Annotated in this window: 23 protein-coding genes; 10 read left to right on the forward strand and 13 right to left on the reverse strand. The window is 70.9% G+C overall.

The genetic code is table 11. The features are described 5' to 3' along the window. Positions 1-2: 2 nt before the first annotated feature. The 5 genes from ACSYGN_RS27160 (at position 3) to ACSYGN_RS27180 (ending at position 6,603) form a co-directional block, all read left to right on the forward strand. Positions 3-563: a hypothetical protein gene (locus ACSYGN_RS27160; protein WP_460400033.1), complete on the forward strand. Its 561-nt coding sequence runs from the start codon at positions 3-5 to the stop codon at positions 561-563. Between the two features lie 226 nt (positions 564-789). Continuing rightward, positions 790-4,095, forward strand: coding sequence for a S41 family peptidase (locus tag ACSYGN_RS27165; RefSeq protein ID WP_460400035.1), 3,306 nt, complete (start codon positions 790-792; stop codon positions 4,093-4,095). Between the two features lie 229 nt (positions 4,096-4,324). Further along, the gene (locus ACSYGN_RS27170) at positions 4,325-4,678 is read left to right on the forward strand and encodes a histidine triad nucleotide-binding protein (RefSeq protein ID WP_460400037.1); all 354 of its coding nucleotides are present in this window, start codon (positions 4,325-4,327) and stop codon (positions 4,676-4,678) included. A 6-nt stretch (positions 4,679-4,684) separates the two neighbouring features. After that, positions 4,685-5,611 carry a ribonuclease Z gene (locus tag ACSYGN_RS27175; protein WP_460400039.1) on the forward strand — a complete coding sequence of 309 codons (927 nt, stop codon included), beginning with the start codon at positions 4,685-4,687 and terminating at the stop codon, positions 5,609-5,611. After that, positions 5,611-6,603: an adenosine deaminase gene (locus ACSYGN_RS27180; protein WP_460400041.1), complete on the forward strand. Its 993-nt coding sequence runs from the start codon at positions 5,611-5,613 to the stop codon at positions 6,601-6,603. Before ACSYGN_RS27175 ends, ACSYGN_RS27180 begins: the two co-directional genes overlap by 1 nt. 66 nt (positions 6,604-6,669) lie before the next feature. On the opposite strand, the gene ACSYGN_RS27185 is transcribed toward ACSYGN_RS27180, so the two are convergent. Next, complete coding sequence (locus ACSYGN_RS27185) at positions 6,670-8,043, reverse strand: MFS transporter (RefSeq protein ID WP_460400043.1); 1,374 nt, start codon at positions 8,041-8,043, stop codon at positions 6,670-6,672. Between the two features lie 290 nt (positions 8,044-8,333). Between ACSYGN_RS27185 and ACSYGN_RS27190 the strand changes: the two genes are divergently transcribed. Further along, entirely contained in the window at positions 8,334-9,629 is a 1,296-nt protein-coding gene (locus ACSYGN_RS27190) for a glucarate dehydratase family protein (RefSeq protein WP_460400045.1), read from the forward strand. 195 nt (positions 9,630-9,824) lie between these two features. Next, a complete protein-coding gene (locus tag ACSYGN_RS27195) occupies positions 9,825-10,901 on the forward strand; it encodes a carbohydrate kinase family protein (RefSeq protein WP_460403771.1) in 1,077 nt (358 codons plus the stop codon). Positions 10,902-10,971: 70 nt separating this feature from the next. On the opposite strand, the gene era is transcribed toward ACSYGN_RS27195, so the two are convergent. Beyond that, positions 10,972-11,925, reverse strand: coding sequence for a GTPase Era (gene era / locus ACSYGN_RS27200; protein WP_460400047.1), 954 nt, complete (start codon positions 11,923-11,925; stop codon positions 10,972-10,974). A 186-nt stretch (positions 11,926-12,111) separates the two neighbouring features. On the opposite strand from era, the gene ACSYGN_RS27205 reads away from it, so the two are divergent. Together ACSYGN_RS27205 and ACSYGN_RS27210 are read left to right on the forward strand one after the other, a co-directional pair. After that, positions 12,112-13,446, forward strand: coding sequence for an ammonium transporter (locus ACSYGN_RS27205; protein ID WP_460403773.1), 1,335 nt, complete (start codon positions 12,112-12,114; stop codon positions 13,444-13,446). Further along, the gene (locus tag ACSYGN_RS27210; RefSeq protein WP_460400049.1) at positions 13,443-13,781 is read left to right on the forward strand and encodes a P-II family nitrogen regulator; all 339 of its coding nucleotides are present in this window, start codon (positions 13,443-13,445) and stop codon (positions 13,779-13,781) included. Before ACSYGN_RS27205 ends, ACSYGN_RS27210 begins: the two co-directional genes overlap by 4 nt. Here the strand turns inward: ACSYGN_RS27210 and ACSYGN_RS27215 are convergent. From ACSYGN_RS27215 to ACSYGN_RS27265, 11 genes are all read right to left on the reverse strand, one after another. Beyond that, the gene (locus ACSYGN_RS27215; RefSeq protein ID WP_460400051.1) at positions 13,675-14,799 is read right to left on the reverse strand and encodes a WxL protein peptidoglycan domain-containing protein; all 1,125 of its coding nucleotides are present in this window, start codon (positions 14,797-14,799) and stop codon (positions 13,675-13,677) included. The genes ACSYGN_RS27210 and ACSYGN_RS27215 overlap by 107 nt on opposite strands. A gap of 128 nt (positions 14,800-14,927) precedes the next feature. Then, on the reverse strand, positions 14,928-16,274 hold the full coding sequence (locus ACSYGN_RS27220; protein WP_460400053.1) for a WxL domain-containing protein: 1,347 nt from the start codon (positions 16,272-16,274) through the stop codon (positions 14,928-14,930). Positions 16,275-16,465: 191 nt separating this feature from the next. Beyond that, positions 16,466-16,939: a hypothetical protein gene (locus ACSYGN_RS27225; protein ID WP_460400055.1), complete on the reverse strand. Its 474-nt coding sequence runs from the start codon at positions 16,937-16,939 to the stop codon at positions 16,466-16,468. 251 nt (positions 16,940-17,190) lie between these two features. After that, on the reverse strand, positions 17,191-17,544 hold the full coding sequence (locus ACSYGN_RS27230; RefSeq protein WP_460400057.1) for a cytidine deaminase: 354 nt from the start codon (positions 17,542-17,544) through the stop codon (positions 17,191-17,193). A gap of 291 nt (positions 17,545-17,835) precedes the next feature. After that, a complete protein-coding gene (locus tag ACSYGN_RS27235; protein WP_460400059.1) occupies positions 17,836-18,195 on the reverse strand; it encodes an MmcQ/YjbR family DNA-binding protein in 360 nt (119 codons plus the stop codon). Next, a complete protein-coding gene (locus ACSYGN_RS27240; RefSeq protein ID WP_460400061.1) occupies positions 18,192-19,541 on the reverse strand; it encodes a hemolysin family protein in 1,350 nt (449 codons plus the stop codon). The genes ACSYGN_RS27235 and ACSYGN_RS27240 overlap by 4 nt, the downstream gene beginning before the upstream one ends. Further along, positions 19,538-20,035, reverse strand: coding sequence for an rRNA maturation RNase YbeY (ybeY, locus tag ACSYGN_RS27245; RefSeq protein WP_460400064.1), 498 nt, complete (start codon positions 20,033-20,035; stop codon positions 19,538-19,540). Before ybeY ends, ACSYGN_RS27240 begins: the two co-directional genes overlap by 4 nt. 14 nt (positions 20,036-20,049) lie before the next feature. Next, positions 20,050-21,120 (reverse strand): PhoH family protein, encoded by a 1,071-nt coding sequence (locus ACSYGN_RS27250; protein WP_460400066.1) that lies wholly within the window; start codon positions 21,118-21,120, stop codon positions 20,050-20,052. Between the two features lie 135 nt (positions 21,121-21,255). Beyond that, the gene (locus ACSYGN_RS27255) at positions 21,256-22,596 is read right to left on the reverse strand and encodes a GH1 family beta-glucosidase (protein ID WP_460400068.1); all 1,341 of its coding nucleotides are present in this window, start codon (positions 22,594-22,596) and stop codon (positions 21,256-21,258) included. Positions 22,597-22,664: 68 nt separating this feature from the next. After that, complete coding sequence (locus tag ACSYGN_RS27260; RefSeq protein WP_460400070.1) at positions 22,665-22,931, reverse strand: protealysin inhibitor emfourin; 267 nt, start codon at positions 22,929-22,931, stop codon at positions 22,665-22,667. Between the two features lie 42 nt (positions 22,932-22,973). After that, on the reverse strand, positions 22,974-24,044 hold the full coding sequence (locus ACSYGN_RS27265; RefSeq protein WP_460400072.1) for a M4 family metallopeptidase: 1,071 nt from the start codon (positions 24,042-24,044) through the stop codon (positions 22,974-22,976). Between the two features lie 378 nt (positions 24,045-24,422). On the opposite strand from ACSYGN_RS27265, the gene leuA reads away from it, so the two are divergent. Continuing rightward, entirely contained in the window at positions 24,423-26,144 is a 1,722-nt protein-coding gene (gene leuA, locus ACSYGN_RS27270) for a 2-isopropylmalate synthase (protein WP_460400074.1), read from the forward strand. Positions 26,145-26,225: the final 81 nt, after the last annotated feature.

A 26,225-nucleotide genomic window follows, 5' to 3' on the forward strand; every position in this document is an offset into this window, starting at 1 on the left:
CCATGGGCGCATTGAGCCGCATTTGGCAAGGACGACGGGAACGCCGCGCCCTCGCGGTGGCCGGGCTCGCGGTGGTCGCGGTGGGCGGGGTCGCGGCGTGCGATCCGGGCGGTCTGAGCTCGGCGGCGGTGGCGTACACGACGGACAAGACGGCGACCGCGGAACTCACCCGCCAGCATGTGAACGTGCGTTGGCTGACCTGCACGGCGAACTACGGCACCAAGTCGTCCTCGACCAAGTCGCCTTCGTCGACCGAGCAGACGGTCGCCTCGGTCGACTGCAAGGGCCAGACCAACGACAACCGCGCCATCACCGTCACCGGCAAGGTCACCCGAGCCGTCGACGGCGCCTGCGTCCGCGGCGACCTGACCGCCAAGGTAGGCGGCAAGGAATGGTTCCACGTAGACGGCCTGGGTAACTGCAACGCCACCACAGGCCCGACATACACCCCACCGGTGACCTACGCCCCGACCCACGGCGGCAACCCGGCCCCGACGGTCACGGTGACCCGAACGATCTGGTGCAAGGGCGACCCGACGTGCTGGCCGGTACAGGGCAAGTAACCGCAATCAGGCGGCCCTTGGCTCCGAGATGGGCAACCCCCTTCTTTTTAGGGGCGCGGCGAACTGCGACAAGCCCCCACGCACCCGCACTCGAAGTGCGACCGGTCCACCCCCAGGGGCGCGGGGAACTGCGCGAAAGGCCACAACGCGCCCGCACCTGCAAACCCACCCGAAGGAAAGTGATCCGCCCCTGCCGCCGGAGGCAACCGGCAAATAGGGTGACGGAGTGACTCACCCCGTATCGTCCGCACAGGCGGCGTATCTAAGGTTCCCGCACCTGCACGGCACCCACGTCACCTTCACCGCGGAGGACGACGTCTGGCTCGCCCCGATCGACGGCGGCCGGGCCTGGCGCGTCAGCGCCGACAACGTACCGGTGAACCACCCCCGCATATCGCCGGACGGCGAAACCGTCGCGTGGACCTCGACCCGGGACGGCGCCCCCGAGGTGCATATCGCCCCCGTCGACGGCGGACCCTCGAAACGGCTGACGCACTGGGGCAGTTGGCGCACCCAGGTACGAGGCTGGACCCCCGGCGGCGAGGTCCTCGCGCTCAGCACCGCGGGCCAGGCGAGCCTGCGCCGCAGCTGGGCCCGTGCCGTCCCGCTGGACGGCGGACCGGCGACCCTCCTGCCGTACGGCCCCGTCGGAGAGGTGGCGTACGGCCCGCGCACCGTACTCCTCTCGGCGCCGATGGGCCGTGAGGCCGCCTGGTGGAAGCGCTACCGGGGTGGCACGGCGGGCAAGTTGTGGATCGCTGCGGAAGCCGAAGGAACCGACGGAGCCGAACGAGCCGATCGAGCCGATCGAGCCGAACGGGCCGCAGGCACCGAGGCAGCCCAAGAACCCCAAGAGAGCGAAGCCGCCCAGGAGTTCACCCGCCTGCACCAGGACCTGGACGGCAACATCGAGTACCCGCTCTGGGTAGGCGACCGCATCGCCTTCCTCTCCGACCACGAAGGCACCGGCGCCCTCTACTCCTCCCTCGCCGACGGCTCCGACCTCCGCCGCCACACCCCGCTCGGCGGTTTCTACGCCCGTCACGCCGCCACCGACGGCACCCGCGTCGTCTACTCCAGCGCCGGCGAACTCTGGCTGCTCGACGACCTCGACGGCGCCGAACCCCGCCGCCTGGACATCCGCCTCGGTGGCCCCCGCGTCGACCAGCAGCTCTACCCCGTCGACGCCGCCCACTGGTTCGGCTCGGCGTCCCCCGACCACACCGCGCGCGGCAGCGCCGTAGCCGTACGCGGCGGGGTCCACTGGGTCACCCACCGCTCCGGACCTGCCCGCGCCCTCGCCGCCACCCCCGGCGTACGCGCGCGCCTGCCCCGCACCTTCCGTGTGGACGGCGAGGAGTGGGTGGTGTGGGTGACCGACGCCGAGGGCGACGACGCCCTGGAGTTCGCCCCCGCCACCGGCCTCGCCCCCGGCGCCACCGCGCGTCGGCTCGCCGCGGGCCGCCTCGGCCGGGTCCTGGGCCTCGCCATGGCCCCCGACGGCAGCCGCGCCGCCGTCGCCGCGCACGACGGACGGCTGCTGCTCGTCGAACGGGAGACCGGCGAGGTCCGCGAGGTCGACCGCAGCGAGGACGGGAGCGCCTCCGGCCTCGTCTTCTCACCCGACTCCGCATGGCTCGCCTGGTCGCACCCCGGGCCGCGCCCGTTGTGCCAGATCAAGCTCGCCAACACCACCGACCTGGCGGTCACGGAGGCCACCCCGCTGCGCTTCCAGGACTACGCGCCGGCTTTCACCCTCGACGGCAAGCATCTGGCGTTCCTGTCCACCCGCTCCTTCGACCCCGTCTACGACGAGCATGTCTTCGACCTGTCCTTCGTCGTCGCCGACCGCCCCCACCTCATCACCCTCGCCGCGGCCACCCCCTCCCCGTTCGGCCCGCAGCGCCACGGCCGCCCCTTCGAGGCGCCGGACAAGGAGGAGACCCCCGACAGCGAGGGCACCCCCGCCACCCGTATCGACCTGGAGGGCCTCGCCGACCGCATCGTGCCGTTCCCCGTCGAGGCCGCCCGCTACTCCGGGCTGCGTGCCGCGAAGGACGGTGTGCTGTGGCTGCGCCACCCGGTGCAGGGTGAACTCGGCTCCTCGCGCGCCACCCCGGACGACCCCGAGCCCAAGACCGAGCTGGAGCGCTACGACCTCGCCCAGCAGCGCCTGGAACACCTCGCGGGCGACGCCGACCATTTCCAGGTCAGCGGCGACGGCAAACGCGTCCTGCTCTGGTCCGACGGCAAGCTGCGCGTGGTGCCCAGCGACCGCCGCGCCCCGTCCGACGACGACGGCGAGTCCAGCGTCACCGTCGACCTCGGCCGGGTCCGCCAGACCGTCGACCCGGCGGCCGAGTGGCGTCAGATGTACGACGAGAACGGCCGCATCATGCGGGACAACTTCTGGCGCGCCGACATGAGCGGCGTCGACTGGGACGGCGTCCTCGACCGCTACCGGCCCGTCCTCGACCGGATCGCCACCCACGACGACCTCGTGGACCTGCTGTGGGAGGTGCACGGCGAACTCGGCACCTCGCACGCCTACGTCACCCCCCGCGGCACCTTCGGCTCCGGCCCCCGGCAGGGTCTGCTCGGCGCCGACCTCTCCCGTCACGCCGACGGCCTGTGGCGCATCGACCGCATCCTGCCCTCCGAGACCTCCGACCCCGACGCCCGCTCCCCGCTCGCCGCGCCCGGTGTCGCGGTGCGCGCCGGGGACGCGGTCGTCGCGGTCGCCGGGCGGCCCGTCGACCCGGTGACCGGCCCCGCCCCGCTGCTCATCGGCACCGCGGGCAAGGCCGTGGAGCTCACCGTCTCCCCGGCCGGCGGCGGCGACCTGCGGCACGCCGTCGTCGTACCCCTCTCCGACGAGGAGCCTCTGCGCTACCACGCCTGGGTCGCCGACCGGCGCGCCTACGTCCATGAGCACTCCGGCGGCCGCCTCGGCTATCTCCATGTGCCCGACATGATGGCGCCGGGCTGGGCCCAGATCCACCGCGACCTGCGCGTCGAGGTGGTCCGCGAGGGCCTGGTCGTCGACGTCCGCGAGAACCGCGGCGGCCACACCTCGCAACTCGTCGTGGAGAAGCTGGCCCGCCGGATCGTCGGCTGGAACCGCCCGCGCGGAATGCGGCCGTACAGCTATCCCGCGGACGCGCCCCGCGGCCCGGTGGTCGTCGTCGCCAACGAGTTCTCCGGCTCCGACGGCGACATCGTCAACGCGGCGATCAAGGCGCTCGGCATCGGCCCGGTGGTCGGCACCCGCACCTGGGGCGGCGTCATCGGCATCGACAGCCGCTACCGCCTGGTCGACGGCACCCTCGTCACCCAGCCCAAGTACGCCTTCTGGCTGGAGGGCTACGAATGGAGCGTCGAGAACCACGGCGTGGACCCGGACGTGGAGATCGTCCAGGCCCCCCAGGACTGGGCCACAGGAAGAGACCGGCAACTGGACGAGGCGGTACGCATAGCGCTGGAAACCTTGGAGACGACCCCGGCAAAAACTCCCCCGGTCGAGCCCAGCTGAGCGGAGCGACGGTAGGTATGGGGATGGGGGAGTGCGATGGCCGAAGGCCGAGCACTCCGCCATCCCCAGGGGCGCGGGGCTGTGTCGATATGCGGCTCCGCCGCGATGGGGGTACCTCCCTGCTCGAACGGAGTTGAGAGCTTGGGGGAGCGACCAACCCCCACCGACCCGCACCCGCCAGGGATACGATGCACCGGACCTGAGAAATTCGGCGACCCCCGGAGGGAACATGGCAGGGGAACCGCAGGACGACTGCCTCTTCTGCAAGATCATCGGCGGCCACATTCCCGCGACGATCGTCCGCGAGACGGAGACGACCGTGGCCTTCCGGGACATCAACCCCCAGGCGCCCACCCACGTCCTGGTGATCCCCAAGGCGCACTACCCGAACGCGGCCGAGCTGGCCGCCGGGGCGCCCGAGCTCGCGGCGGACCTGCTGCGCGAGAGCCAGGCCGTCGCCGACGAGGACAAGCTGGACAGCTACCGCGTCGTCTTCAACACCGGCCCCGGTGCGGGTCAGACCGTCTTCCACGCCCACGCCCACGTCCTCGGCGGCCGCGGCCTCGAATGGCCCCCCGGATAGGAAACCGTGTCCGTACGCGAACTCGTCGTCCTCGGTACCGCCAGCCAGGTCCCCACCCGGCACCGCAACCACAACGGCTATCTGCTGTGCTGGGACGGCGAGGGCATCCTCTTCGACCCCGGCGAGGGCACCCAGCGCCAGATGCTGCGCGCCGGGGTCGCCGCGCACGACATCGACCGCATCTGCGTCACCCACTTCCACGGCGACCACTCCCTCGGGCTCGCCGGGGTCATCCAGCGCATCAACCTCGACCAGGTCCCGCACCCGGTCACCGCGCATTACCCGCGCTCAGGGCAGCGCTTCTTCGACCGGCTGCGGTACGCCACCGCCTACCGCGAGACCGTCGATCTCACCGAGGCCCCGGTCGCCGCCGACGGCGTCCTCGCGCGGACCGCGTCGTACACCCTGGAGGCCCGCCGGCTCTCCCACCCTGTGGAGTCCTACGGCTACCGGCTCACCGAACCCGACGGCCGCCGTATGCTGCCCGACCGGCTCGCCGCGTACGGCATCGCGGGACCCGACGTCGGCCGTATCCAGCGCGAGGGTGCGATCGGCGAGGTCACCCTCGACGACGTCAGCGAGCCACGGCCCGGACAGCGGTTCGCGTTCGTCATGGACACCCGGCTGTGCGACGGCGTCCACGCGCTCGCCGAGGGCTGCGACATGCTCGTCATCGAGTCCACCTTCCTCGACGAGGACGCCCCGCTCGCCTCGGAGCACGGGCATCTCACCGCCGGCCAGGCCGCGCGGGTCGCCCGTGACGCGGGCGTACGGCACCTCGTCCTCACCCACTTCAGCCAGCGCTACTCCGAGCCGGAGGAGTTCGAGCGGCTGGCGCGGGCCGCGGGCTACGACGGTGAGCTGACCGTCGCGCATGATCTGGTGCGGGTTCCGGTTCCGAAGCGCAGCCCAAACACCCGTACGATGCTTTGATGCCCCTGCCCATAGCTGAACTGCACCTCCATATCGAAGGCACCCTCGAACCCGAGCTGGCCTTCGCGCTCGCCGCGCGCAACGGCGTCACCCTGCCCTACGGCGACACCGACGCCCTGCGTGAGGCGTACCGGTTCGAGGACCTCCAGTCCTTCCTGAACCTGTACTACGAGCTGATGGCCGTCCTGCGCACCGAGCAGGACTTCGCCGATCTCGCCGACGCCTATCTGACCCGCGCCGCCGCGCAGGGCGTACGGCACGCGGAGATCTTCTTCGACCCGCAGGCCCATCTCGCGCGCGGCGTGAGCATGGAGACCGTCATCGAGGGGCTGTGGCGGAGCCTGGGCGACAGCGAGCGCACGCACGGTGTCTCCACCCGGCTCATCATGTGCTTCCTGCGCGACCAGTCCGCCGAGTCGGCCCTGCGGACGCTGGACGAGGCCAAGCCCTTCCTCGACCGGATCACCGGCGTCGGGCTCGACTCGGCCGAGGTCGGGCATCCGCCCGCCAAGTTCCGCGAGGTCTACGAGACCGCCGCCGCGCTCGGGCTGCGCCGCGTCGCCCACGCCGGGGAGGAGGGGCCGCCGGAGTACATCACCGAGGCGCTCGACGTACTCGGCGTGGAGCGCATCGACCACGGGCTGCGGTGCATGGAGGACCCGGCGCTGGTGGCGCGGCTGGTACGGGAGCGCGTGCCGCTGACGCTCTGCCCGTTGTCCAATGTGCGGCTGCGGGCCGTCGATGTGCTGGAGCGGCATCCGTTGCGGGCGATGCTGGACGCGGGGCTGCTGTGCACCGTCAACTCTGATGATCCGGCTTATTTCGGGGGGTATGCGGGGGACAACGTCGAGGCGGTGCGCTCTGCGCTGGGCATCGGTGAATCGGGGTTGCTCGAGTTGGCTCGGAACTCGTTCCTGGCGGCGTTCTTGGAGGACGACGAGGCTTTGCGTGAGCGGTACTTGGCCGAGGTGGCTGGGTATTCGTTCACCTGACGGTGGGTGGATGTCGGGGGCTGCCGCCCCCGAGCCCCCGCTATCGGCCCTGAACGGGCCTCGTCCTCAAACGCCGGACGGGCTGATTATGGTGGCCGCCGCCCGAGAAGTGGCCATGGCGGATGGGCTGGTTGCAGCCGCTGCCCGAGAAGCGGCCGTGGCGGATGGGCTTGTTGCAGCCGCCGCCACCTGAGAAGTGACCGCTCGCAATGGGCTGGTTGCAACAGCCGCCACCTGCGAGGCGGCCGCCTGCGGCGGTATCGCCGCAGGCGCCTGCGAGGCGGCTGTTCCCGTCGCTGCCGTTCGTGAAGGGCTCCGCCCCCTGTCCGCTCGTACCGCCACCCACGTCATCGCCGGTGCTATCGCCAGCAGCGCCGTTGCCAGGATCGCGCCCATCGTCGGGAAGCCTGCCTGGGAGGACAGGACGCTGCCGGTGAGGGGGCCTGCTGCTGTGCCCAGGGAGGAGGCCGAGCCGACCAGTACTGCCCAGCGGCCTCGGGAGTCCAGGGAGGCGGCCAGGCCGAGGATGTAGGACAGGACGACCGGGTAGAGCAGGTTCCAGGCGATCTCGCCTGTCGCGAAGCTCACCGGGCCGGCCGACGACGCCGTGAGCAGGATGCACCCGGCGATCAGCACCGTCCCCCCGCCGATCGGCACCGCTCTGCCCAGCCGCGGGCCCAGCGCGCCCGCGCCCAGCACCCCGAGCAGTCCCGCGCCGAGCGACACCGCGAACACCACGCCCACCGCCGTCTCGCCGAGGTCGGCCTGGGCGAGGCCGATGCGGCCGCTGACGCCCCACAGGGAGTTCTGGGTGAGCGCCCAGCACATCAGGGCACCGGCCAGGGTGAGGCCGGAGCGCAGTCCGGGGAGGCCGGTGATGCGGGTGGCCGGCTGGGCGGTGGCGGCCGGGCCGGGGAGGCGGGCGGTGAGCGGCCATACGGTCATCGCCGTCAGCGCCATCGCGGCCAGCGGCTGGCCGTGGCCCCCGCCCAGGTGCGGAATCACCAGGTACAGGGCGCTGGAGAGGGCGGAGACACCCAGCAGTCCCAGCGTCGATGCCCGCTGCGGGTCCTCCTCCGTCGCGATCCCCGTCGCGGCGACCGCCGTGGCCGTGCCCGAGCCGAAGCCGCCGGCCATCACGCCCGCGACGACGAGCACGACGGTGTGGGTGAGCGCCGCCGTGCCGTAGCCGGCCACGGCCAGCAGCAGGCCGATGCGCGCCATGCCGCGGGCCCCGGTCCGTGCGATGCGGGGTACCGAGAGAAAGCCCGCCGTCGCCGAACTCAGCAGCAGGGCACTGCCGATGGCGCCCGCCTGGGTGGCCGAGAGCGGTAGGCCCGAATCCAGTCGGCCGACGATCGTGGGGAGGAGATAGGGGGCCAGATACCCGGTCGTGAAGAGCGCGAGAAGGGGCCAGGGGATGGTGCGGGGGGCGGACACGGGCGTTCCAGGGCATGCGGGAAGAGCGGCTTGGGTGAGGGGGCGCGACGATCGTCGGGGGACGGGGGATCGCGATCAAGTTGTACCAAGCACGGGGTTCGCGAAGAAGGACGGCGCGTGTGAAGTGGATCACGTTGTGTTTGGGGTTGGGGGGAATGGGTAACGGTCGTCATTTGCCCGCGATCGTCCGGTGCGCCGTTGACGGGGCATCGTTCGCGTACCTAGCCTGTGTTCTTGTATGTGGATGCCCTGTTCTCGTATGTGGATGCCTCTGTCCCTGGAGCCGCCCCGTGACCGCCGATCTCACGATCGCCGAGGCCCGACTGACGCCGATCCTGGTCGCCGACCCGCCGCTGCTGAACACCCAGGGCGTCCACCAGCCGTACACACCCCGCCTGATCGTCGAGATCGTCACCAACGACGGGATCACGGGCGTCGGGGAGACCTACGGCGACACCAAGTACCTGGAGCTGGCGCGGCCGTTCGCGCGGGCGCTGGTCGGGCGGCGGGTCAGTGAGCTGAACGGGCTTCACCTCCTTGCGGAGGGCGTCACCGTCGACCGGTCACATGTGCAGGAGCAGGTCGATGTCGGCGGGCTGCGGGGTGTGCAGACCGCCGACAAGCTGCGGTTGTCCGTGCTCTCCGCCTTCGAGGTCGCCTGCCTCGACGCCCTCGGCAAGGCGCTCGGGCTGCCCGTGCACACCCTGCTCGGCGGCAAGGTGCGCGACAGTGTGGAGTACAGCGGTTATCTCTTCTACAAGCCCGCCGCTCATCCGGCGGGCGTGGCCTCGGAGTCCGACGGCTGGGGTGCCGCCCTCGATCCCGGCGGAATCGTGGCGCAGGCGCGGCAGTTCGCCGAGCGGCACGGGTTCGGCTCCTTCAAGCTCAAGGGCGGGGTCTTCCCGCCCGACGAGGAGATCGCCGCCGTACGCGCCCTCGCCGGGGCGTTTCCGGGGCGGCCGCTGCGGCACGATCCCAACGGGGCCTGGTCCGTGGACACTTCGGTGAAGGTCGCGGACGCACTGCACGACGTCCTGGAGTATCTGGAGGACCCGGCGCTCGGCACCCCGGCGATGGCCGAGGTCGCCTTGCGCACCGACGTGCCGCTCGCGACCAACATGTGCGTGACGACGTTCGCCGAGATCGAGGAGGCGTTCGCCCGCGACGCCGTGCAGGTGGTGCTCTGTGACCACCACTACTGGGGCGGGCTGCGCAACACCCAGCAACTCGCCGCCGTCTGCCGCACGTTCGGGGTCGAGGTGTCCATGCACTCCAACACCCACCTCGGCATCTCCCTCGCCGCGATGACCCATGTCGCCTCGACCGTGCCCGGGCTGCGCCACGCCTGCGACACGCACTACCCCTGGCAGTCGGAGGACGTCCTCACCGAGCGCGTCACCTTCGACGGCGGCCGTGTCACCGTGCCGGACGCCCCCGGACTCGGTGTCGAACTCGACCGTGACCGACTGGAGTTCCTGCACCGCCGGTGGACCGACGACGACGGCTCGATGCGCGACCGCGACGACGCGGCTGCCATGCGGACCGCCGATCCCGAGTGGGTCACACCGTCCGTGCCCCGCTGGTAACCTCCTGTCCGCCCCGGGGCGGTCCCGTTCCCGTGATCGCCGTACTCCCGCGCGCGAAGTGGTGCACACTGGGCTGAACCGCACCATCTGTCAGGAGTGCACGTGTCCGCGCCCAACGCCCCCCATGCCTCCCCTGCCTCCGGTTCCGCCCCCGCCTCCGGTTCGTCCCGTGTCTTCGGTCCCGGCCCGGACGTACTGCCGGTCGACCCCCTGGCGGGTCTGCGCACCCCCGACGACCCGCCCTGCGACGTCTATCTCACCGGCACCGTCTTCCTCGACATCATCTTCACCGGCCTCGACTCCGCCCCGGTGCGCGGCACCGAGTCCTGGGCCCGGGGTATGGGATCGAGTCCCGGCGGCGTGGCCAATATGGCCACCGCGCTGGCCCGTGTCGGCCTGAAGACGTCCCTCGCGGCGGCCTTCGGTGACGACCACTACGGCGACTACTGCTGGGACGCGCTGGAACAGGGCGAGGGCATCGACCTCTCCCGCTCCCGCCGGGTGCCCGGCTGGCACAGCCCGGTCACCGTGTCCATGGCGTACGAGGGCGAGCGCACCATGGTCTCCCACGGCCATGAGCCGCCGCCCGACCTGCCCGCCCCCGTCTGCCCGCCGCACGCCCGCGCCGCCGTCGCCTCGCTCACCCCGGGCCGGCGGTCACCCTGGATCGCGCAGGCGGCGGCCCGCGGCACCCGGATCTTCGGCGACGTCGGCTGGGACGACACCGGAGCCTGGGACCTGGCCGGACTGCCCGACCTGGCGCACTGCGAGGCGTTCCTGCCCAACGCCGAGGAGGCCATGCGCTACACCGGCGCCGCCTCCCCGCGCGCCGCGGCCCACGCCCTGACCGAGAGTGTCCCGGTGGCCGTGGTCACCCTGGGCGCGGAGGGCGCGTACGCCGTGGACCGCAGAACCGGGGAGACCGCCGAGGTGCCCGCGATCGAGGTCGAGGCCCTCGACCCGACCGGTGCCGGGGACGTGTTCGTGGCCGGTTTCGTCACCGGCACCCTGGCGGGCTGGCCGCTCGCCGACCGCCTCGCCTTCGCCGGCCTCACCGCCGCGCTGTCCGTGCAGGAGTTCGGCGGCTCCCTTTCGGCGCCCGGCTGGTCCGAGATCGGCGCCTGGTGGCGCCAGGTCCGCTCCCTGGCCGACCAGGACCCGGCCGCGCTGCACCGCTACGCCTTCCTCACCGGCCTGGTGGACCGGGAACCGGCCCGCCCGTGGCCCCTGCGGCGAGCGGTGCCGACCATCGGCTTCCGTACTACGGTCTGACGATCGGCTTCCGTACCACGGTCAGACGATCGGCTTCCGCACCACGGTGTGAAGCAACTGGCCGAACGGGTCAGAACCCCAGCCGCCGCAGCTGCTTCGGGTCCCGCTGCCAGTCCTTCGCGACCTTCACATGCAGGTCCAGGAAGACCGGCGTGCCCAGCAGGGCCTCGATGTGCTTGCGGGACTTCATGCCGACCTCCTTCAGACGCCTGCCCTTGGGGCCGATGATGATGCCCTTCTGGCTGGAGCGTTCGATGTAGAGGTTGGCGTGGATGTCCAGGAGGGGCTTGTCGGCGGGGCGGTCCTCGCGCGGCAGCATCTCCTCCACGACCACCGCGATGGAGTGCGGCAGCTCGTCGCGCACGCCCTCCAGCGCGGCCTCGCGGATCAGCTCGGCCACCATGACCTGCTCGGGCTCGTCGGTCAGATCGCCCTCGGGGTAGAGCGCGGGGCTCTCGGGCAGCATCGGGACCAGCAGGTCGGCCAGCAGGCCCACCTGCTTGTCGCCGACCGCCGACACCGGGACGATCTCCGCCCACTCGATGCCCAGCTCCTTGCCGAGCAGGTCGACGGCGATCAGCTGCTCGGCCAGGGTCTTGCCGTCCACCAGGTCGGTCTTGGTGACGACCGCGACCTTCGGGGTCTTCTTGATCCCGGCCAGTTCCTTGGCGATGAAACGGTCGCCGGGGCCGAGCTTCTGGTCGGCGGGCAGACAGAAGCCGATCACATCGACCTCGGCCCAGGTGGTCCGCACCACGTCGTTCAGCCGCTCGCCCAGCAGCGTGCGCGGCTTGTGCAGACCCGGGGTGTCCACCAGGATCAGCTGCGCGTCGGGCCGGTGCACGATGCCCCGGACCGTGTGCCGCGTGGTCTGCGGGCGGTTGGAGGTGATCGCCACCTTCTGCCCGACCAGAGCGTTCGTGAGGGTGGACTTGCCCGCGTTGGGTCGGCCCACGAAACAGGCGAAGCCGGCCCGGTGGACCGTCTCGGCCGGCTGCTCGGAAGTCTGGGTACGCACGCTCATGCCGCCCATTGTCCCTGATGCCGGGAGCCCCTCCGAACAAGAGCCGACCGGGCCCTTGCGCACCTGCCCGGACAGTGAGCTTCAGGTAACCCGTCTGCAATGAAACGTGACGGAAACATCCCTGTGCACGACAGGAAACGCGCGCCGGTGACCCTCTGACGAGCCCATACCCCGGTTGGAGTGACCGTGACCCTTGCCGCCGCATCCCTGGACACCGGCGACACCGCCTGGCTGCTCGCAGCCACCGCACTGGTGCTGCTGATGACCCCGGGTCTTGCCCTCTTCTACGGCGGCATGGTCCGCACGAAGAGCGTCCTCAACATGCTGATGATGAGCTTCGTGTCGATCGCCCTGGTCACGGTGGTGTGGCTGGCGGCCGGATACTCGCTCGCGTTCGGTGCCGACGCCGGCGACGGCCTGATCGGCACCGTCGCCCACGCCGGGATGAGCGGCATCGGCCCGCACAGCGTCCAGGGCTCCGTCCCCACCCTGCTGTTCGCCACCTTCCAGCTCACCTTCGCGATCGTCACCGCCGCCCTGATCAGCGGCGCGGTCGCCGACCGGGCGAAGTTCTCGGGCTGGCTGGTCTTCGTGCCGCTGTGGACCCTGCTCGTATACGTTCCCGTCGCCCACTGGGTATGGGGCCCCGGTGGCTGGATCCTGCACGGCCTCGGCGCCCTCGACTTCGCCGGGGGACTCCCCGTCGAGATCACTTCCGGTGCCTCCGGGCTCGCCCTCTGCCTGGTCCTCGGCCCGCGGCTCGGCTTCAAGAGGGACGCGATGCGCCCGCACAACCTGCCGATGGTGGTGCTCGGCGCCGGGCTGCTCTGGTTCGGCTGGTTCGGCTTCAACGCGGGCTCCGCGCTGCACGCCGACGGCCTCGCCGCGGCCGCCTTTCTCAACACCCTCGCCGCGGGCTGCACCGGACTGCTCGGCTGGCTCTTCGTCGAGCAGAAGCGCGACGGCCACCCCACCACCCTCGGCGCCGCCTCCGGCGCGATCGCAGGGCTCGTCGCGATCACCCCGTCCTGCGGCGTGGTCTCCCTGACCGGCGCCCTCGTGGTGGGCCTGGCAGCCGGGATCGTCTGCTCGTACGCCGTGGGCTGGAAGTTCAGGCTGAACTACGACGACTCCCTCGACGTCGTGGGCGTCCACCTGGTCGGCGGTGTCGTCGGCACCCTCCTCATCGGCCTGTTCGCCACCGCCGCCATGACCGGCGGCACCGACGGCCTCCTCTACGGCGGCGGGCTCGCCCTGCTCGGGCGGCAGCTGGTCGCCGTGCTGGCTGTTGCGGTGTACGCGTTCGCGGTGACGTACGGCATCGGGCGGCTGCTCGACAGGATGATGGGCCTGCGGGCGAGCGAGGAGCAGGAGTACACCGGCCTGGACCTTACGGTGCACGCCGAGACGGCCTACGATCACGGGGTCCTGGGCCATGGCGCCCCGGTCGCCGCCTCCGTCGTCCCCGCCGCCCAGCCCACCGACCAGCCCACCACCCAGAAGGTCACGCCCCCGGCATGAAACTCATCACCGCGATCGTCAAGCCGCACCGCCTCGACGCGGTCAAGACCGCCCTCCAGGAGCTCGGTGTGCACGGTCTGACCGTCACCGAGGCCAGCGGCTACGGCCGTCAGCGCGGCCACACCGAGGTCTACCGCGGTGCCGAGTACCGCGTCGACCTCGTGCCCAAGGTCCGTATCGAGGTCGTCGTCGACGACGCTGTCAGCGACGACGCCATCGACGCGATCGTCAAGGCCGCGCAGACGGGGAAGATCGGGGACGGGAAGGTGTGGGCGCTTCCGGTGGAGACGGTCGTCCGGGTACGGACGGGCGAACGCGGCCCCGACGCACTCTGAGCCGCACGCTGAGCCGCGCCGCCAGGCGCCGGAGCGCGGTCGCCGGGCGTCGTAGCAGGGCCCTCACCGGCAGCGGCCCCCGGCCCCGGCGCGCCCGTACCAGCAGCGCACCGCCGACCACCCCGGCGGCGAACGCCACCGCCACCACCAGCCACGGCAGCGCGAGGAACGACGTGCCGCCCGACTCCCGCGTCCCCTTCGCGCGCGCCGTCAGCGTGATGTCGCCCCAGTCCAGCTGGGGCGCCCCGCGCCACGGCTCGGTGAGCCGGACCCGCTGGCCGGGCAGCAGCTCGGCGGGGATCCGGGTCAGGTTCCGCGCCAGCAGCGTCCGGCCGAAGAGGCCCCGGGCCTTCAGCTCGACCTCGGGGTCGAGGGTGACGTTGCCGGTGTTGTGCAGGGTGTAGGAGATCGTCGCGGTGCTGTCGCCGAGGCCCGGCACCAGGGGCTGGTGGTGGCTGATGTGCACCTTCTCGACGGCGATGGCGGGCAGCGTGGGCCCGCTGACCTTGAGGTAGACACGGGCGCCGACGGCCCGCTGCACCCCGAGCGCGAGTGAACCGTCGCCCGTCTCCACCCTCTCGTCCAGCGCGACGATCGCGCCCGGGTGGTCGCCCGGTTCGGCACCCTCGGGCACCCGTAGCGTGACGGGGACGGTGACCGACTTGTGCCCGGGCACGGTGACCCGGGACTTCGCCGGACGCGCCCACGCGCCCACGCCCCGCATCCGCTCCTTCGCCGTGCGCACCGCGAACCCGCCGTCGCGGGCGGTGTTGTAGGCGTCGGCGGCGTAGAGCCGGAAGGTCAGGGGCCCGCCGGTCTTGTTGGCGACGACCACCTTGTCCTCGATGGTCTGCCCGGGGTCGGCGGAGAGATAGAAGTACGGCCGCGCGGCGACGGCGGAGGAGGCGGGGTAGACGGACCAGCTCCCGTTGTCCGCGGCGCGGGCGGGAGCGGCGACCGGCAGCAGAAGGGCCAGGAGCAGGGACAGCGGCAGGAGGAGGACGTACGGCTTGCGCATGGGTGCGGACCCCCCACGGACGGGACAGACGGTGTTCAGGCGAGAGCGGTGCCGGGGCGGACGGGCGGGTGCGGGCCTGTGGGGCGGCCGCCCGGCCGCCTGACACGGTGTGGCTGCGGTCAGGTGACTCAGGTGAGCGTGAGCGTCAGCACCCCGGAGTACGACCCGGGAGGCGTGAACGCCGGGACGTCCAGCGAGAGCTGGGCGTCGGCGGTGAACTCGCCGCCGGTGAGCGTGCCGTTGGGCGTGGACGCCAGGGTTGCCCCCGAACCGCCCACGGTGCCCGCCGAACCGGCCTGACAGGTGCTCGGGCTGCCCGCCTTGGTGCTGCACGACGGCGTCCAGCTCAGCTTCCCGGCGTCGATCGTGGCGCCGGGCCCGGTGAAGTCGGTGACCTTGCCGGTCAGGGACCAGCCCGCGGGGCCGCCGCGGAAGTCCTTGACGGTCACCGGCTGGAGGCTGCCGGTGGAGGCCCCGCCCTTGCCGAAGTCGACCGCCGACAGGATGACGGAGTCCCCGGCCTGGGACATGGACAGCGACCCCGCCTTGACGGTGGTGGTCAGCCGCTGGCTCCCGGCGGGCACCGGCGTGTCGTCGACGACGGTGTACGCGGCGGGTCCCGCGCCCTTGCTGTCACTCCACGCGCTGCCCTCGTACGCCACGATCCCGGTGGTCGTCTTGTCGTTGACCACGAGCGAACCGCTGATGGTGCCGGCGGACGTGGCGGTCACGGTCGCCGTGTCCGCGGTCTGAGCGGCCCCGGAGCGTCCGGCGAGGGTGACGGTGGCGCCCGGCGTGAAATCGCTGCCCGTGACGGTCACGCTGTCACCGGGCTTGCCGGATTTCGGATTTACGTCGATGGCACGGGTGTTGGGCTGCGTCGCATCGGTCGCGGTGATGCTGTCCGAAACCGGTGCGGGCGGATTCGTCACCGTGCACGGGGTGTCCAGCTCCAGGATGTAGCTGGTGTGGATGTTGTAGTCACCCGGCGAGAGGTTGATCGTGCCCGCGTGGGTGACGGTGAACGTCCCGGTCATCGAGAAGGAGGGGAAGACCCCCTTGCCCGGCACCGGGTCGTTCTTCTTGGGCCCGGTGACCGTGACGTCGCCGCTCTGTGCGCCGCCGAGGGTCACCTTGCCGGTGGGCGTCATGATGTCGGCCGGCAGGGCCAGATCGGTGGGGTTGTTCGCGGCGGGCGTGACGACCGTGTAGGTCACATTGACCGTGTCGCCCACCTTGGCGTTCTCCTTGTCCACGGAGATGTTCGCGGTGGTGGTGCCGTCGATCGGCGGGAGGCCCGCGATCGCCGGGGGGATGCAGTGCGTGGCGTAGTTCACGTTGGTGCCTGCCGCGCCGGCCGGACAGGCCAGCGCGCCGTTCGCCGTGACCGCGAGGGCGGCTGCGCCGAGCACCGGGACCAGACGCCGTCTTCGGGATCCCCTGGACCACCAGGGGATCCGACCGTTCGAACCCATCCTTGCCCCCTCCTGAAGGGATACCTGCGCAGCGGCTCTTCTGCGCCGGGAACAGGGGGCCATTGATGTGGAGGCGAGGTGAGAAGTCAATGCAGATGCGGCAGGAAAACTGACGGATCATCAGATCCGCCGTCCTCCTGCCGCATCGGGAACGGCCCCTGCGGGCGGGCCGTGCTTTTCAGGGGGCGGTATCAGAACACGAACGGCCCGGGCAACTGCTTGGCGCTCGCCGTACAGGTGACGGTGACACCGAAGATCACCATCTTCAGCGAACCGCCGAACATCTCCAGGCTGTCGCCGGCGGCGACGGTACCGGGAAGCGGACCGACGGTGACCGCGGAACCGGCGGCCATCGGGGGGTTCACGGTCCCGCTGAAGACCGTCGTGCCACCGCTCGCCTTGACCATGGTGAGGGTGGAGTTGATGGAGTTCGCCGACAGCGCGAGCGGGGTGGTGATCGCCGTCGACGAGAGGGTCATGGTGGCCGAGGTGCCGGTCTGGGTGGCCGTGAGGGTGGCGCTGCCGCCGCCGAAGAGCCCGCAGCTTGCCTTGATGGTGGCCGTCGTCGGGCTGACGGCGGCCGCCGTGGGGGCGAACGCGAGGCCGGTGACCGCGAGGGCTCCGGCCGCCAGTGCCGCACCTGTTGTGATTCGCTTGCTTTTCATGGGGGTTGGGGCTCCCTTCCCGTGTGGGGAATGCCATGTGGGGGGTGGCGGGAGTGGCGTACCGGCGGGACGTCCGCGGCAGGTGGGTGCGGTCACACTGCGCGCGGGTGCGGGTTTCTGACGACCCGTCGGAACTACCGGTCCCATTGATGCGCCCGGGACCGCGTTACGGCAAGGACGATTTCAGGCCGACCTGCGCGCGGGGCGTCGCGGACGGTTCACGCGGTGGCTCGCGGTGGCTCGCGGTGGGTTCACTCCGCGGTGACGGTCTCCCGTACCACCCCGTCCGGCCCGGCCAGCAGTACCGGTGTCCCCGCCCCGCCGAGGTCCCGTACGGCCGCCAGGTCCGCCTCGGCGGCGCCCGCGGCCTCGGTCACCACGGCGGCCGCCTCCAGGGAGGTGGCCCCCGACGCCACCGCCATCGCCACCGCCGTCTGGAGGGCGCTCAGCCGCAGCGAGGGGAGGTCGACGCTTCCGGCGACGTAGGTGCGGCCCGTTTCGTCGCGGACGGCGGCGCCCTCCGGTACGTGGTTGCGTGCGCGGGCTGAGCGGGCGAGGGTGATGATCTTGCGGTCCTCGGGGTCGAGGGTGTTGGTGTCGGTCATGGGCAGAGAATACGAAGCGGGTTGCGCTGCGCGGCGGTCGGGTGCGGGTTGTCGGTGGTTTCTCGCGCCCGCGCGGCGGAGCCGCATATCGATACAGCCCCGCGCCCCTTCGAGGGGCTGGCCTCGTCCGTTTGGCGCGGGTTCGTCGTGGCTGAGCGCGCCCGCGCGGCGGAGCCGCATATCGATACAGCCCCGCGCCCCTTCAGGGCGTTGGCTGCTCGGCCATGCTGCCACGGCTGGGCCCGCTCGACGAGTTGCCCGCAGCCCGCACTGACCGCCGCCGAGGGGGGCTCACGGGCGGTCGAGCCGTAGCCGTTCCGCTCTCGGGAGGCCGGCGACTACGAGGTCGTAGGAGTCCTCGATCAGTTCTCGGACCAGGCGGTCCGGGAGGGTGCCGTCGGCGGTCACCGTGTTCCAGTGGCGTTTGTTCATGTGGTAGCCCGGCACGATCAGGCCCTCGTGCTCGCCGCGCAGGCGCACCGCGTCCTCGGGGTCGCACTTGAGGTTGACCGTGAGGGGGCGTCCCGACAGGTCCGTCAGGGCGAACATCTTGCCCAGCACCTTGAACACCGAGATCTCGGGGGTGAAGGGGAAGTCCTCCTCCACGGCGTTGAAGGACAGACAGAGCGCGCGCAGTTCCTGGGGCGTCACGGGGACTCCTTCTCGCGGTCCCGGTCCCGGTCGCGCCTGCCGCCGGAGGCATCCGGGTCCGGGTCCGGGTCTGCCGGGCCGACCGGCTCCACCAGCACGGTCACGATCTTGTTCCGGCGGCCCGCCGCCGCCTCCGCCGTCAGCCGCAGCTCCCGCCCGTCGGGCAGCTCCACGGCCGACGACGCGCCCGCGATGGGCACCCGGCCCAGCGCCTTGGCCAGCAGCCCGCCGACGGTCTCCACGTCCTCGTCGTCGTACTCCTCGATGCCGTACAGCTCGCCGAGGTCGGTGATGTCGAGGCGGGCGGTGACCCGGTAGCGGTCGTCGCCCAGTTCCTCCACGGGCGGCAGCTCACGGTCGTACTCGTCGGTGATCTCGCCGACGATCTCCTCCAGGATGTCCTCGATGGTGACGATGCCGGCCGTGCCGCCGTACTCGTCGATGACGACGGCGACGTGATTGCGCTCCTTCTGCATCTCCCGCAGCAGATCACCGGCGTTCTTGGTGTCCGGCACGAAGAACGCGGGCCGCATCGCCGTGGACACCAGGTCCGACTCGGCGTCGCGGCTGATGTGCGTCCGGCGGGCGAGATCCTTCAGATACACGATCCCGACGATGTCGTCCTCGCTCTCGCCGGTGACCGGTATGCGCGAGAAACCCGAGCGCAGCGCGAGGGTGAGGGCCTGGCGGATCGTCTTGTGGCGCTCGATCACCACCAGGTCGGTGCGCGGCACCATCACCTCGCGTACCAGGGTGTCGCCGAGCTCGAAGACCGAGTGCACCATCCGGCGCTCCTCGTCCTCGATCAGCGACTCCTTCTCGGCGAGGTCCACCATCGCGCGCAGCTCCGCCTCCGAGGCGAACGGGCCGCGCCGGAAGCCCTTGCCGGGGGTGAGCGCGTTGCCGAGGAGGATGAGCAGCGAGGGGATGGGGCCCATCACCCGGGCCAGCGGCAGCAGCACGTACGCCGCGACCGTCGCCGTGTTCAGCGGATGCTGGCGGCCGATGGTGCGGGGGGAGACCCCGACCGCGACGTACGACACCAGCACCATGACGCCGATCGCGGTGAGCAGCGCCTGCCAGGTGCCGTCGATCTCCTTCAGACAGGCGTAGGTGACCAGCGCGGCGGCCGCCATCTCGCAGGTGACGCGGACCAGCAGCGCCACATTGAGATAGCGCGTCGGATCGGCGGTGACCTGGGCCAGCTTCTCGGCGCCGCGGCGGCCGGATCTGACCGCTTCCTCGGCGCGGAAGCTGGAGACCCGTGCCAGGCCCGCCTCCGCGCAGGCGGCGAGCCAGGCGACCACGACCAGCAGGACCGCCCCGGTGACGAGCTGGGGGCTCATGACACGGTCGGCGCGGGGGACGGGCCCGTCATGCCCTGCTCCGTGCGCCAGCCGTCCACGATGGCGGCCTGAAGACCGAACATCTCGGCCTTCTCGTCGGGCTCCTCGTGGTCGTAGCCCAGCAGATGCAGCACTCCGTGGACGGTGAGCAGCTGGAGCTCCTCGTCCATGGAGTGCTTGGTCGGCGCGTCGGCGCCCTGCTGGGTGGCGACCTCGGGGCAGAGCACGATGTCGCCGAGCAGGCCCTGCGGGGGCTCGTCGTCGTCCTTCGTCGGCGGGCGCAGCTCGTCCATCGGGAAGGACAGCACATCGGTCGGCCCGGGCAGGTCCATCCACTGGATGTGGAGCTGCTCCATGGCGTCGGCGTCCACCACGATCACCGAGAGCTCGGAGAGTGGGTGGATGCGCATCCGAGCGAGGGCATAGCGGGCGATGTCGAGGATCGACCGCTCGTCGACCTCGGTACCGGACTCGTTGTTGACGTCGATCGACATGACGCTGCGCTTGTCTACTTCCCCTTGTGCCCGGCCCTGCCCCGACCGCCCTTGTGCGTGCCGTTCTGTGTGCCGTGCTTGCTGTCGTACAACTCGTACGCGTCGACGATACGGCCCACCAGCTTGTGCCGTACGACGTCGTGGGACGACAGCCGGGAGAAGTGGACGTCGTCGACGCCCTCCAGGATCTCCTGCACCTGCCGCAGACCCGACTTGGTCCCGTCCGGCAGGTCGACCTGGGTGATGTCACCCGTGATGACGATCTTCGAGTCGAACCCCAGCCGGGTGAGGAACATCTTCATCTGCTCGGGGCTGGTGTTCTGGGCCTCGTCCAGGAGGATGAAAGCATCATTCAGGGTCCGGCCACGCATGTACGCCAGCGGGGCGACCTCGATGGTCCCCGCCGCCATCAGCCGCGGGATCGAGTCCGGGTCCAGCATGTCGTGGAGCGCGTCGTACAGCGGGCGCAGATAGGGGTCGATCTTCTCGTAGAGGGTGCCCGGCAGGAAGCCCAGCCGCTCTCCGGCCTCGACCGCCGGACGGGTGAGGATGATCCGGTTGACCTGCTTGGACTGGAGGGCCTGCACGGCCTTGGCCATGGCCAGATAGGTCTTGCCGGTGCCGGCGGGGCCGATGCCGAAGACGATCGTGTGCTTGTCGATCGCGTCGACGTAGCGCTTCTGGTTGAGCGTCTTGGGGCGGATGGTGCGGCCGCGCGAGGACAGGATGTTCTGCGTCAGTACCTCGGCCGGGGTCTCCTGGCCGTCGTTCGTCCCGTTCTCGCTCGCCCTGAGCATGGCGATCGAGCGTTCCACCGCGTCCTCCGTCATCGGCTGCCCGGTGCGCAGCACCAGCATCATCTCGTCGAACAGCCGCTGGACGAGGCCGACCTCCGCCTCGTCCCCGACCGCGCTGATCTCATTGCCCCGGACATGGATGTCGGCCGCCGGGAAAGCCTTCTCGATCACGCGCAGCAGGGAGTCGCCTGATCCCAGCACGGTGACCATCGGATGCTGGGCGGGAACCGTGAACTGCGCTCTCGCCTGCCCCTGAGCAGGGGTACGAGCTGTGGGTGTCTGAGTCATGGGCCGGCGCTGAAGGCCTGCGGTTCCTCCTCATCACGGCCGCACCACCGAGGGCGGCCTCGCGCTTCCCAGAGTACGACGGGGGAGTGACAACGCCGTAGGACTTTTCCGGGGCTGGGGCCCGCCGAGGGCGGATCAGCGCTGGGACCGGAGGGTCTGCTGGTACCAGGCGTACGACGCCTTCGGAGTGCGCTCCAGGGTCTCGTAGTCGACCTGGACCAGGCCGAAGCGGCGGGCGAAGCCCTCGGCCCATTCGAAGTTGTCCAGGAGGGACCAGACGAAGTAGCCGCGGACGTCCACGCCCGCCTCCAGGGCGCGGTGCAGGGCGCGGAGGTGGGCGTCCAGGTAGGTGATGCGGTGCTGGTCGTCGAGGCCGTCGCCGGAGCAGCCGTTCTCGGTGATCATGAGGGGAGGGAGGCGGTCGCCGTAGCGGGTGTGGAAGTTGGTGAGGAGTTCCGTCAGGCCCTCCGGGACGACCGGCCAGCCGAAGTCGGTGACCGGGACGCCCTCGATGTCCAGGACGGTGAAGGGGAGTTCGGCGGGGAGGGTGAGGCCGCCGAACTCGATCTCGGCGCCCTTCGGGGCGCCCACCCGGGTCGGGGCGTAGTAGTTGATGCCGTACCAGTCGAGGGGTTCGGAGATCACCTTGAGGTCCGCGGCCACGTCGCCGGGCATCAGGTCGCCCAGGCCGGCCGGGTACTCGCCGAGCAGCAGCGGCTCCGCGAACAGGCGGTTCAGGAGGGTGTCGTAGAAGTCCGCCGCCTCCACGTCCGGCTGCTCGTCGGAGGCCGGCCAGGTCGGGCCGTGGGAGTTGGCCATCCCGATGTCCGTGGCGCCGGACGCGCGCAGGGCCCGTACCGCCAGACCGTGCGCGAGCAGTTGGTGGTGGGCGACGGGGAGGGCGTCGAAGAGGAGCTGCTTTCCCGGGGCGTGGGCGCCCAGGGCGTGGCCCAGCAGGGTGTGTTCGGCCGGTTCGTTGAGGGTGATCCACTTCGTGACGCGGTCGCCGAGGCGGGCGGCGACGCGGGAGACGTGGTCGGCGAAGCGGGCGGCGGTGTCGCGGTCCAGCCAGTCCAGGCCGGCCGGGAGGTCCCAGTGGTAGAGGGTGGGGACCGGGCGGACGCCCGCCGCGCACAGTTCGTCGGTGAGGCGGTCGTAGAAGTCGAGGCCGCCGGGGGCGTTCACCCTCGGCCAGGAGATCGAGAAGCGGTACGCGTCGACACCGAGGTCCGCCAGCAGGGCCACGTCCTCGCGGTAGCGGTGGTAGTGGTCGCAGGCCACGGCCGCCGTGCTGCCGTCCTTCACCCGGCCCGGCTCGGCGGTGAACGCGTCCCAGACGGACGGTTCGCGCAGCTCGGCGGCCCCCTCGATCTGATGGGCCGAGGTCGAGACACCCCACAGGAAGCCGTCCGGGAAGCGGGGGAGGGGAGCGGGAGTGGAAGTGGGAGCCGGGGACGCGTACGGGTCAGTCGCCATGGGCGGATCATCCGTACCCGGGGTAACGGAAGTCAACGCCCCAGCACTGCATACGAGTTACGCCCCCCTCACGCGCCCTCTCTCAGCACCTTGGAGATCAACTCCCGCTGCTCCGCCGTGAGGTGCGGGTCGGCCGCGTAGAACGTCCGGCCGTCTACCGTGACGCGGTAGCTGAAACCGTCCGGGACCCCGGCGGGCGGGCCGGCCGAGCCGGCGGCGAGCGCCCGCTCGGCCAGGTCCTGCCAGGCGCGGGCGTCGGGGCGCCCCGAGGTGTCCACCTCGGCGCGCCGCTCGATGCCCGCGAACCCGCCCGTACGCCGCACTTCGATACGCATGGGTACCTGTCTAGTACGTGGAGGCGAACAGGGCCATGGCGCCTACTTGGTGTGCACCTTGACCGTCTCCCAGGCCTTGAGCACCGCCTGGGACTCCGCGCCCTCCCCGTAGCGGGCCTTCGCGGCCGCCGCGGTGAGGGTGGCGAAGGCAGCGAAGGACGCCTTCTTCTTCAGCTTGCCGCCGGTCAGCACGTCGTACCAGATCTGGCCCGCCCGCTCCCAGGCGTGACCGCCGAGCTCGGTCGCGACCAGGTAGAACGCGTGGTTCGGGATGCCGGAGTTGAGGTGGACGCCGCCGTTGTCCTGGCCGGTGGTCACATAGCCGTCCATGGTGGCGGGCTGCGGGTCCTTGCCGAGCACGTCGTCGTCGTAGGCGGTGCCCGGCGCCTTCATGGAGCGCAGCGCCACTCCGGTGACGCGCGGGGCGAGCAGCCCGGCGCCGATCAGCCAGTCGGCCTCGGCGGCGGTCTGGCCGAGCGCGTACTGCTTGATCAGCGAGCCGAAGACGTCGGACATCGACTCGTTGAGCGCGCCGGACTGCCCGAAGTAGTCGAGGTTGGCGGTGTACTGCGTGACGCCGTGGGTGAGTTCGTGGCCGATCACGTCGACGGGGATGGTGAAGTCGAGGAAGATCTCGTTGTCCCCGTCGCCGAACACCATCTGCTCGCCGTTCCAGAAGGCGTTGTCGTAGTTCTCGCCGAAGTGGACCGTGGCGTCGAGCGGCAGGCCCGCGCCGTCGATGGAGTCGCGGCCGTAGACCTTCTGGTAGAGCTCGAAGGTGGCGCCGAGGCCGCTGTAGGCGCGGTTGACGGTGGCGTCCTGGCCGGGCTCGGAGCCCTCGCTGCGGACCTTGTGGCCGGGCAGGTTCTGGCTGTGCCCGGCGTCGTAGATCGTGCGCTGCGGACGGCCCCCGTCGGCGCCGGGGGGCGCGGGGACGGTGGGCACCCCGATCACCGTGGTCAGGCGGCGGTGGGTGCGCTGGAAGGCGTCGTGCTCCAGGGACGCGCGGGCGGGTCCGGAGAGTGCCGGGTCCTCGTGCTGGGCCAGCCGGTCGAGGACGTGCGGCGGGACGATCGTGCAGAAGACGGGCTCGAAGCCCCCGTTGGTCGTCATGACCGGCACCTTGGCACTGCGTTATCACCCTGTCACTACCGGCCACCATGATTGATGAAAAAGCCGGACATTTGACACGCGGCTGTGGCGTGGCGTGCTATGGCGTACGTTTTGTCCCGTTGATTTGTCCTGTTGATCCGTGTGGTCCCGCATGCTGATGTGGTCCCGCATAGTGATACGGGGCCGCGCATCGGGCGCGGCTCGGCTAGGCTGCGGAGCATCATGCATTTCGGGCTGCTTCTCCTTAGCTGCCGCGGCGAGGGCCTGTAGTCGAAGGCCGACCCCCTCCCCGCGGTGCTTGGCGTTGTGTCGTCGGCCGTCCCCGATCGGACACCGGTCCCACCGGTCACGCCGGACACCCGAGGAGCCCACGCAATCATGGCGAACCGCCAGCAGCCCAGTTCCCTGCCGATCCACAAGTACGGCCGGTACGAGCAGGTAGACATCCCGGACCGCACCTGGCCGGACACCCGGATCACCGTCGCCCCCCGCTGGCTCTCCACCGACCTGCGCGACGGCAACCAGGCCCTGATCGACCCCATGTCGCCCGAGCGCAAGCGCCGGATGTTCGACCAACTGGTCAAGCTGGGCTACAAGGAGATCGAGGTCGGCTTCCCGGCCTCAGGCCAGACCGACTTCGACTTCGTGCGCTCCATCGTCGAGGAGGAGGGCGCGATCCCGGACGATGTGACGATCTCCGTGCTGACCCAGGCCCGTGAGGACCTGATCGAGCGGACCGTCGAGTCCCTGAAGGGCGCCCGGCGCGCCAATGTGCACCTCTACAACGCCACCGCCCCGGTCTTCCGCCGGGTGGTCTTCCGCGGCTCCAAGGACGACATCAAGCAGATCGCCGTCGACGGCACCCGTCTGGTGATGGAGTACGCCGAGAAACTGCTGGGCCCCGAAACGGAGTTCGGGTACCAGTACAGCCCGGAGATCTTCACCGACACCGAGCTGGACTTCGCGCTGGAGGTCTGCGAGGCGGTCATGGACGTCTGGCAGCCCGGCCCGGACCGCGAGATCATCCTCAACCTGCCCGCCACGGTGGAGCGTTCGACCCCGTCCACGCACGCCGACCGCTTCGAGTGGATGCATCGCAACCTGTCCCGCCGCGAGTACGTCTGTCTGTCCATCCACCCGCACAACGACCGCGGCACCGCCGTCGCCGCCGCCGAACTGGCGCTGATGGCGGGCGCCGACCGCGTCGAGGGCTGTCTGTTCGGGCAGGGTGAGCGCACCGGCAACGTCGACCTGGTCACCCTGGGCATGAACCTGTTCTCGCAGGGCGTCGACCCGCAGATCGACTTCTCCGACATCGACGAGATCCGTCGTACGTGGGAGTACTGCAACCTGATGGAGGTCCACCCGCGCCACCCGTACGTGGGCGACCTGGTCTACACGTCCTTCTCCGGCTCCCACCAGGACGCCATCAAGAAGGGCTTCGACGCCATGGAGGCCGACGCCGCGGCCAGGGGCGTCACCGTCGACGACCTGGAGTGGGCGGTGCCGTATCTGCCGATCGACCCGAAGGACGTCGGTCGCTCCTACGAGGCCGTCATCCGCGTCAACTCGCAGTCCGGCAAGGGCGGTGTGGCGTACGTCCTCAAGAACGACCACAAGCTGGAACTGCCCCGCCGGATGCAGATCGAGTTCTCGAAGATCATCCAGGGGAAGACCGACGCCGAGGGCGGCGAGGTCACGCCGAAGGAGATCTGGGCGGTCTTCGAGGACGAGTACCTGCCGAACCCGGACAACCCGTGGGGCCGTATCCAGGTCCGCAACGGCCAGTCCACGACCGACACGGACGGCGTCGACACCCTGACCGTGCAGGCCACCGTGGACGGCGAGGACGTCGTCCTCACCGGCTCCGGCAACGGTCCGATCTCCGCGTTCTTCGACGCCCTGGGCTCCATCGGCGTCGACGTACGCCTGCTGGACTACCAGGAGCACACGATGAGCGAGGGCGCCCACGCGCAGGCCGCCTCGTACATCGAGTGCGCAATCGACGACAAGGTCCTGTGGGGCATCGGCATCGACGCGAACACGACGCGTGCGTCGCTCAAGGCGGTCGTGTCCGCGGTCAACCGGGCCACCCGCTGAAGCCGTAGAAAACCCCGGTTGACCTGGCATGTCAGGGCCCCGGCCGCCGTGCTCGGCGGCCGGGGCCCGGTCGTTTCCCGG

The sequence above is a fragment of the Streptomyces sp. YIM S03343 genome (assembly GCF_054729195.1).

Coding starts and splice junctions, on each gene's coding strand:
- ACSYGN_RS27160 (WP_460400033.1), top strand. CDS start 3: ATGGGCGCATTGAGCCGCATTTGGCAAGGACGACGGGAACGCCGCGCC.
- ACSYGN_RS27170 (WP_460400037.1), top strand. CDS start 4,325: ATGGCAGGGGAACCGCAGGACGACTGCCTCTTCTGCAAGATCATCGGC.
- ACSYGN_RS27180 (WP_460400041.1), top strand. CDS start 5,611: ATGCCCCTGCCCATAGCTGAACTGCACCTCCATATCGAAGGCACCCTC.
- era (WP_460400047.1), bottom strand. CDS start 11,925: ATGAGCGTGCGTACCCAGACTTCCGAGCAGCCGGCCGAGACGGTCCAC.
- ACSYGN_RS27210 (WP_460400049.1), top strand. CDS start 13,443: ATGAAACTCATCACCGCGATCGTCAAGCCGCACCGCCTCGACGCGGTC.
- ACSYGN_RS27215 (WP_460400051.1), bottom strand. CDS start 14,799: ATGCGCAAGCCGTACGTCCTCCTCCTGCCGCTGTCCCTGCTCCTGGCC.
- ACSYGN_RS27220 (WP_460400053.1), bottom strand. CDS start 16,274: ATGGGTTCGAACGGTCGGATCCCCTGGTGGTCCAGGGGATCCCGAAGA.
- ACSYGN_RS27225 (WP_460400055.1), bottom strand. CDS start 16,939: ATGAAAAGCAAGCGAATCACAACAGGTGCGGCACTGGCGGCCGGAGCC.
- ACSYGN_RS27230 (WP_460400057.1), bottom strand. CDS start 17,544: ATGACCGACACCAACACCCTCGACCCCGAGGACCGCAAGATCATCACC.
- ACSYGN_RS27240 (WP_460400061.1), bottom strand. CDS start 19,541: ATGAGCCCCCAGCTCGTCACCGGGGCGGTCCTGCTGGTCGTGGTCGCC.
- ybeY (WP_460400064.1), bottom strand. CDS start 20,035: ATGTCGATCGACGTCAACAACGAGTCCGGTACCGAGGTCGACGAGCGG.
- ACSYGN_RS27250 (WP_460400066.1), bottom strand. CDS start 21,120: ATGACTCAGACACCCACAGCTCGTACCCCTGCTCAGGGGCAGGCGAGA.
- ACSYGN_RS27255 (WP_460400068.1), bottom strand. CDS start 22,596: ATGGCGACTGACCCGTACGCGTCCCCGGCTCCCACTTCCACTCCCGCT.
- ACSYGN_RS27260 (WP_460400070.1), bottom strand. CDS start 22,931: ATGCGTATCGAAGTGCGGCGTACGGGCGGGTTCGCGGGCATCGAGCGG.
- ACSYGN_RS27265 (WP_460400072.1), bottom strand. CDS start 24,044: ATGACGACCAACGGGGGCTTCGAGCCCGTCTTCTGCACGATCGTCCCG.
- leuA (WP_460400074.1), top strand. CDS start 24,423: ATGGCGAACCGCCAGCAGCCCAGTTCCCTGCCGATCCACAAGTACGGC.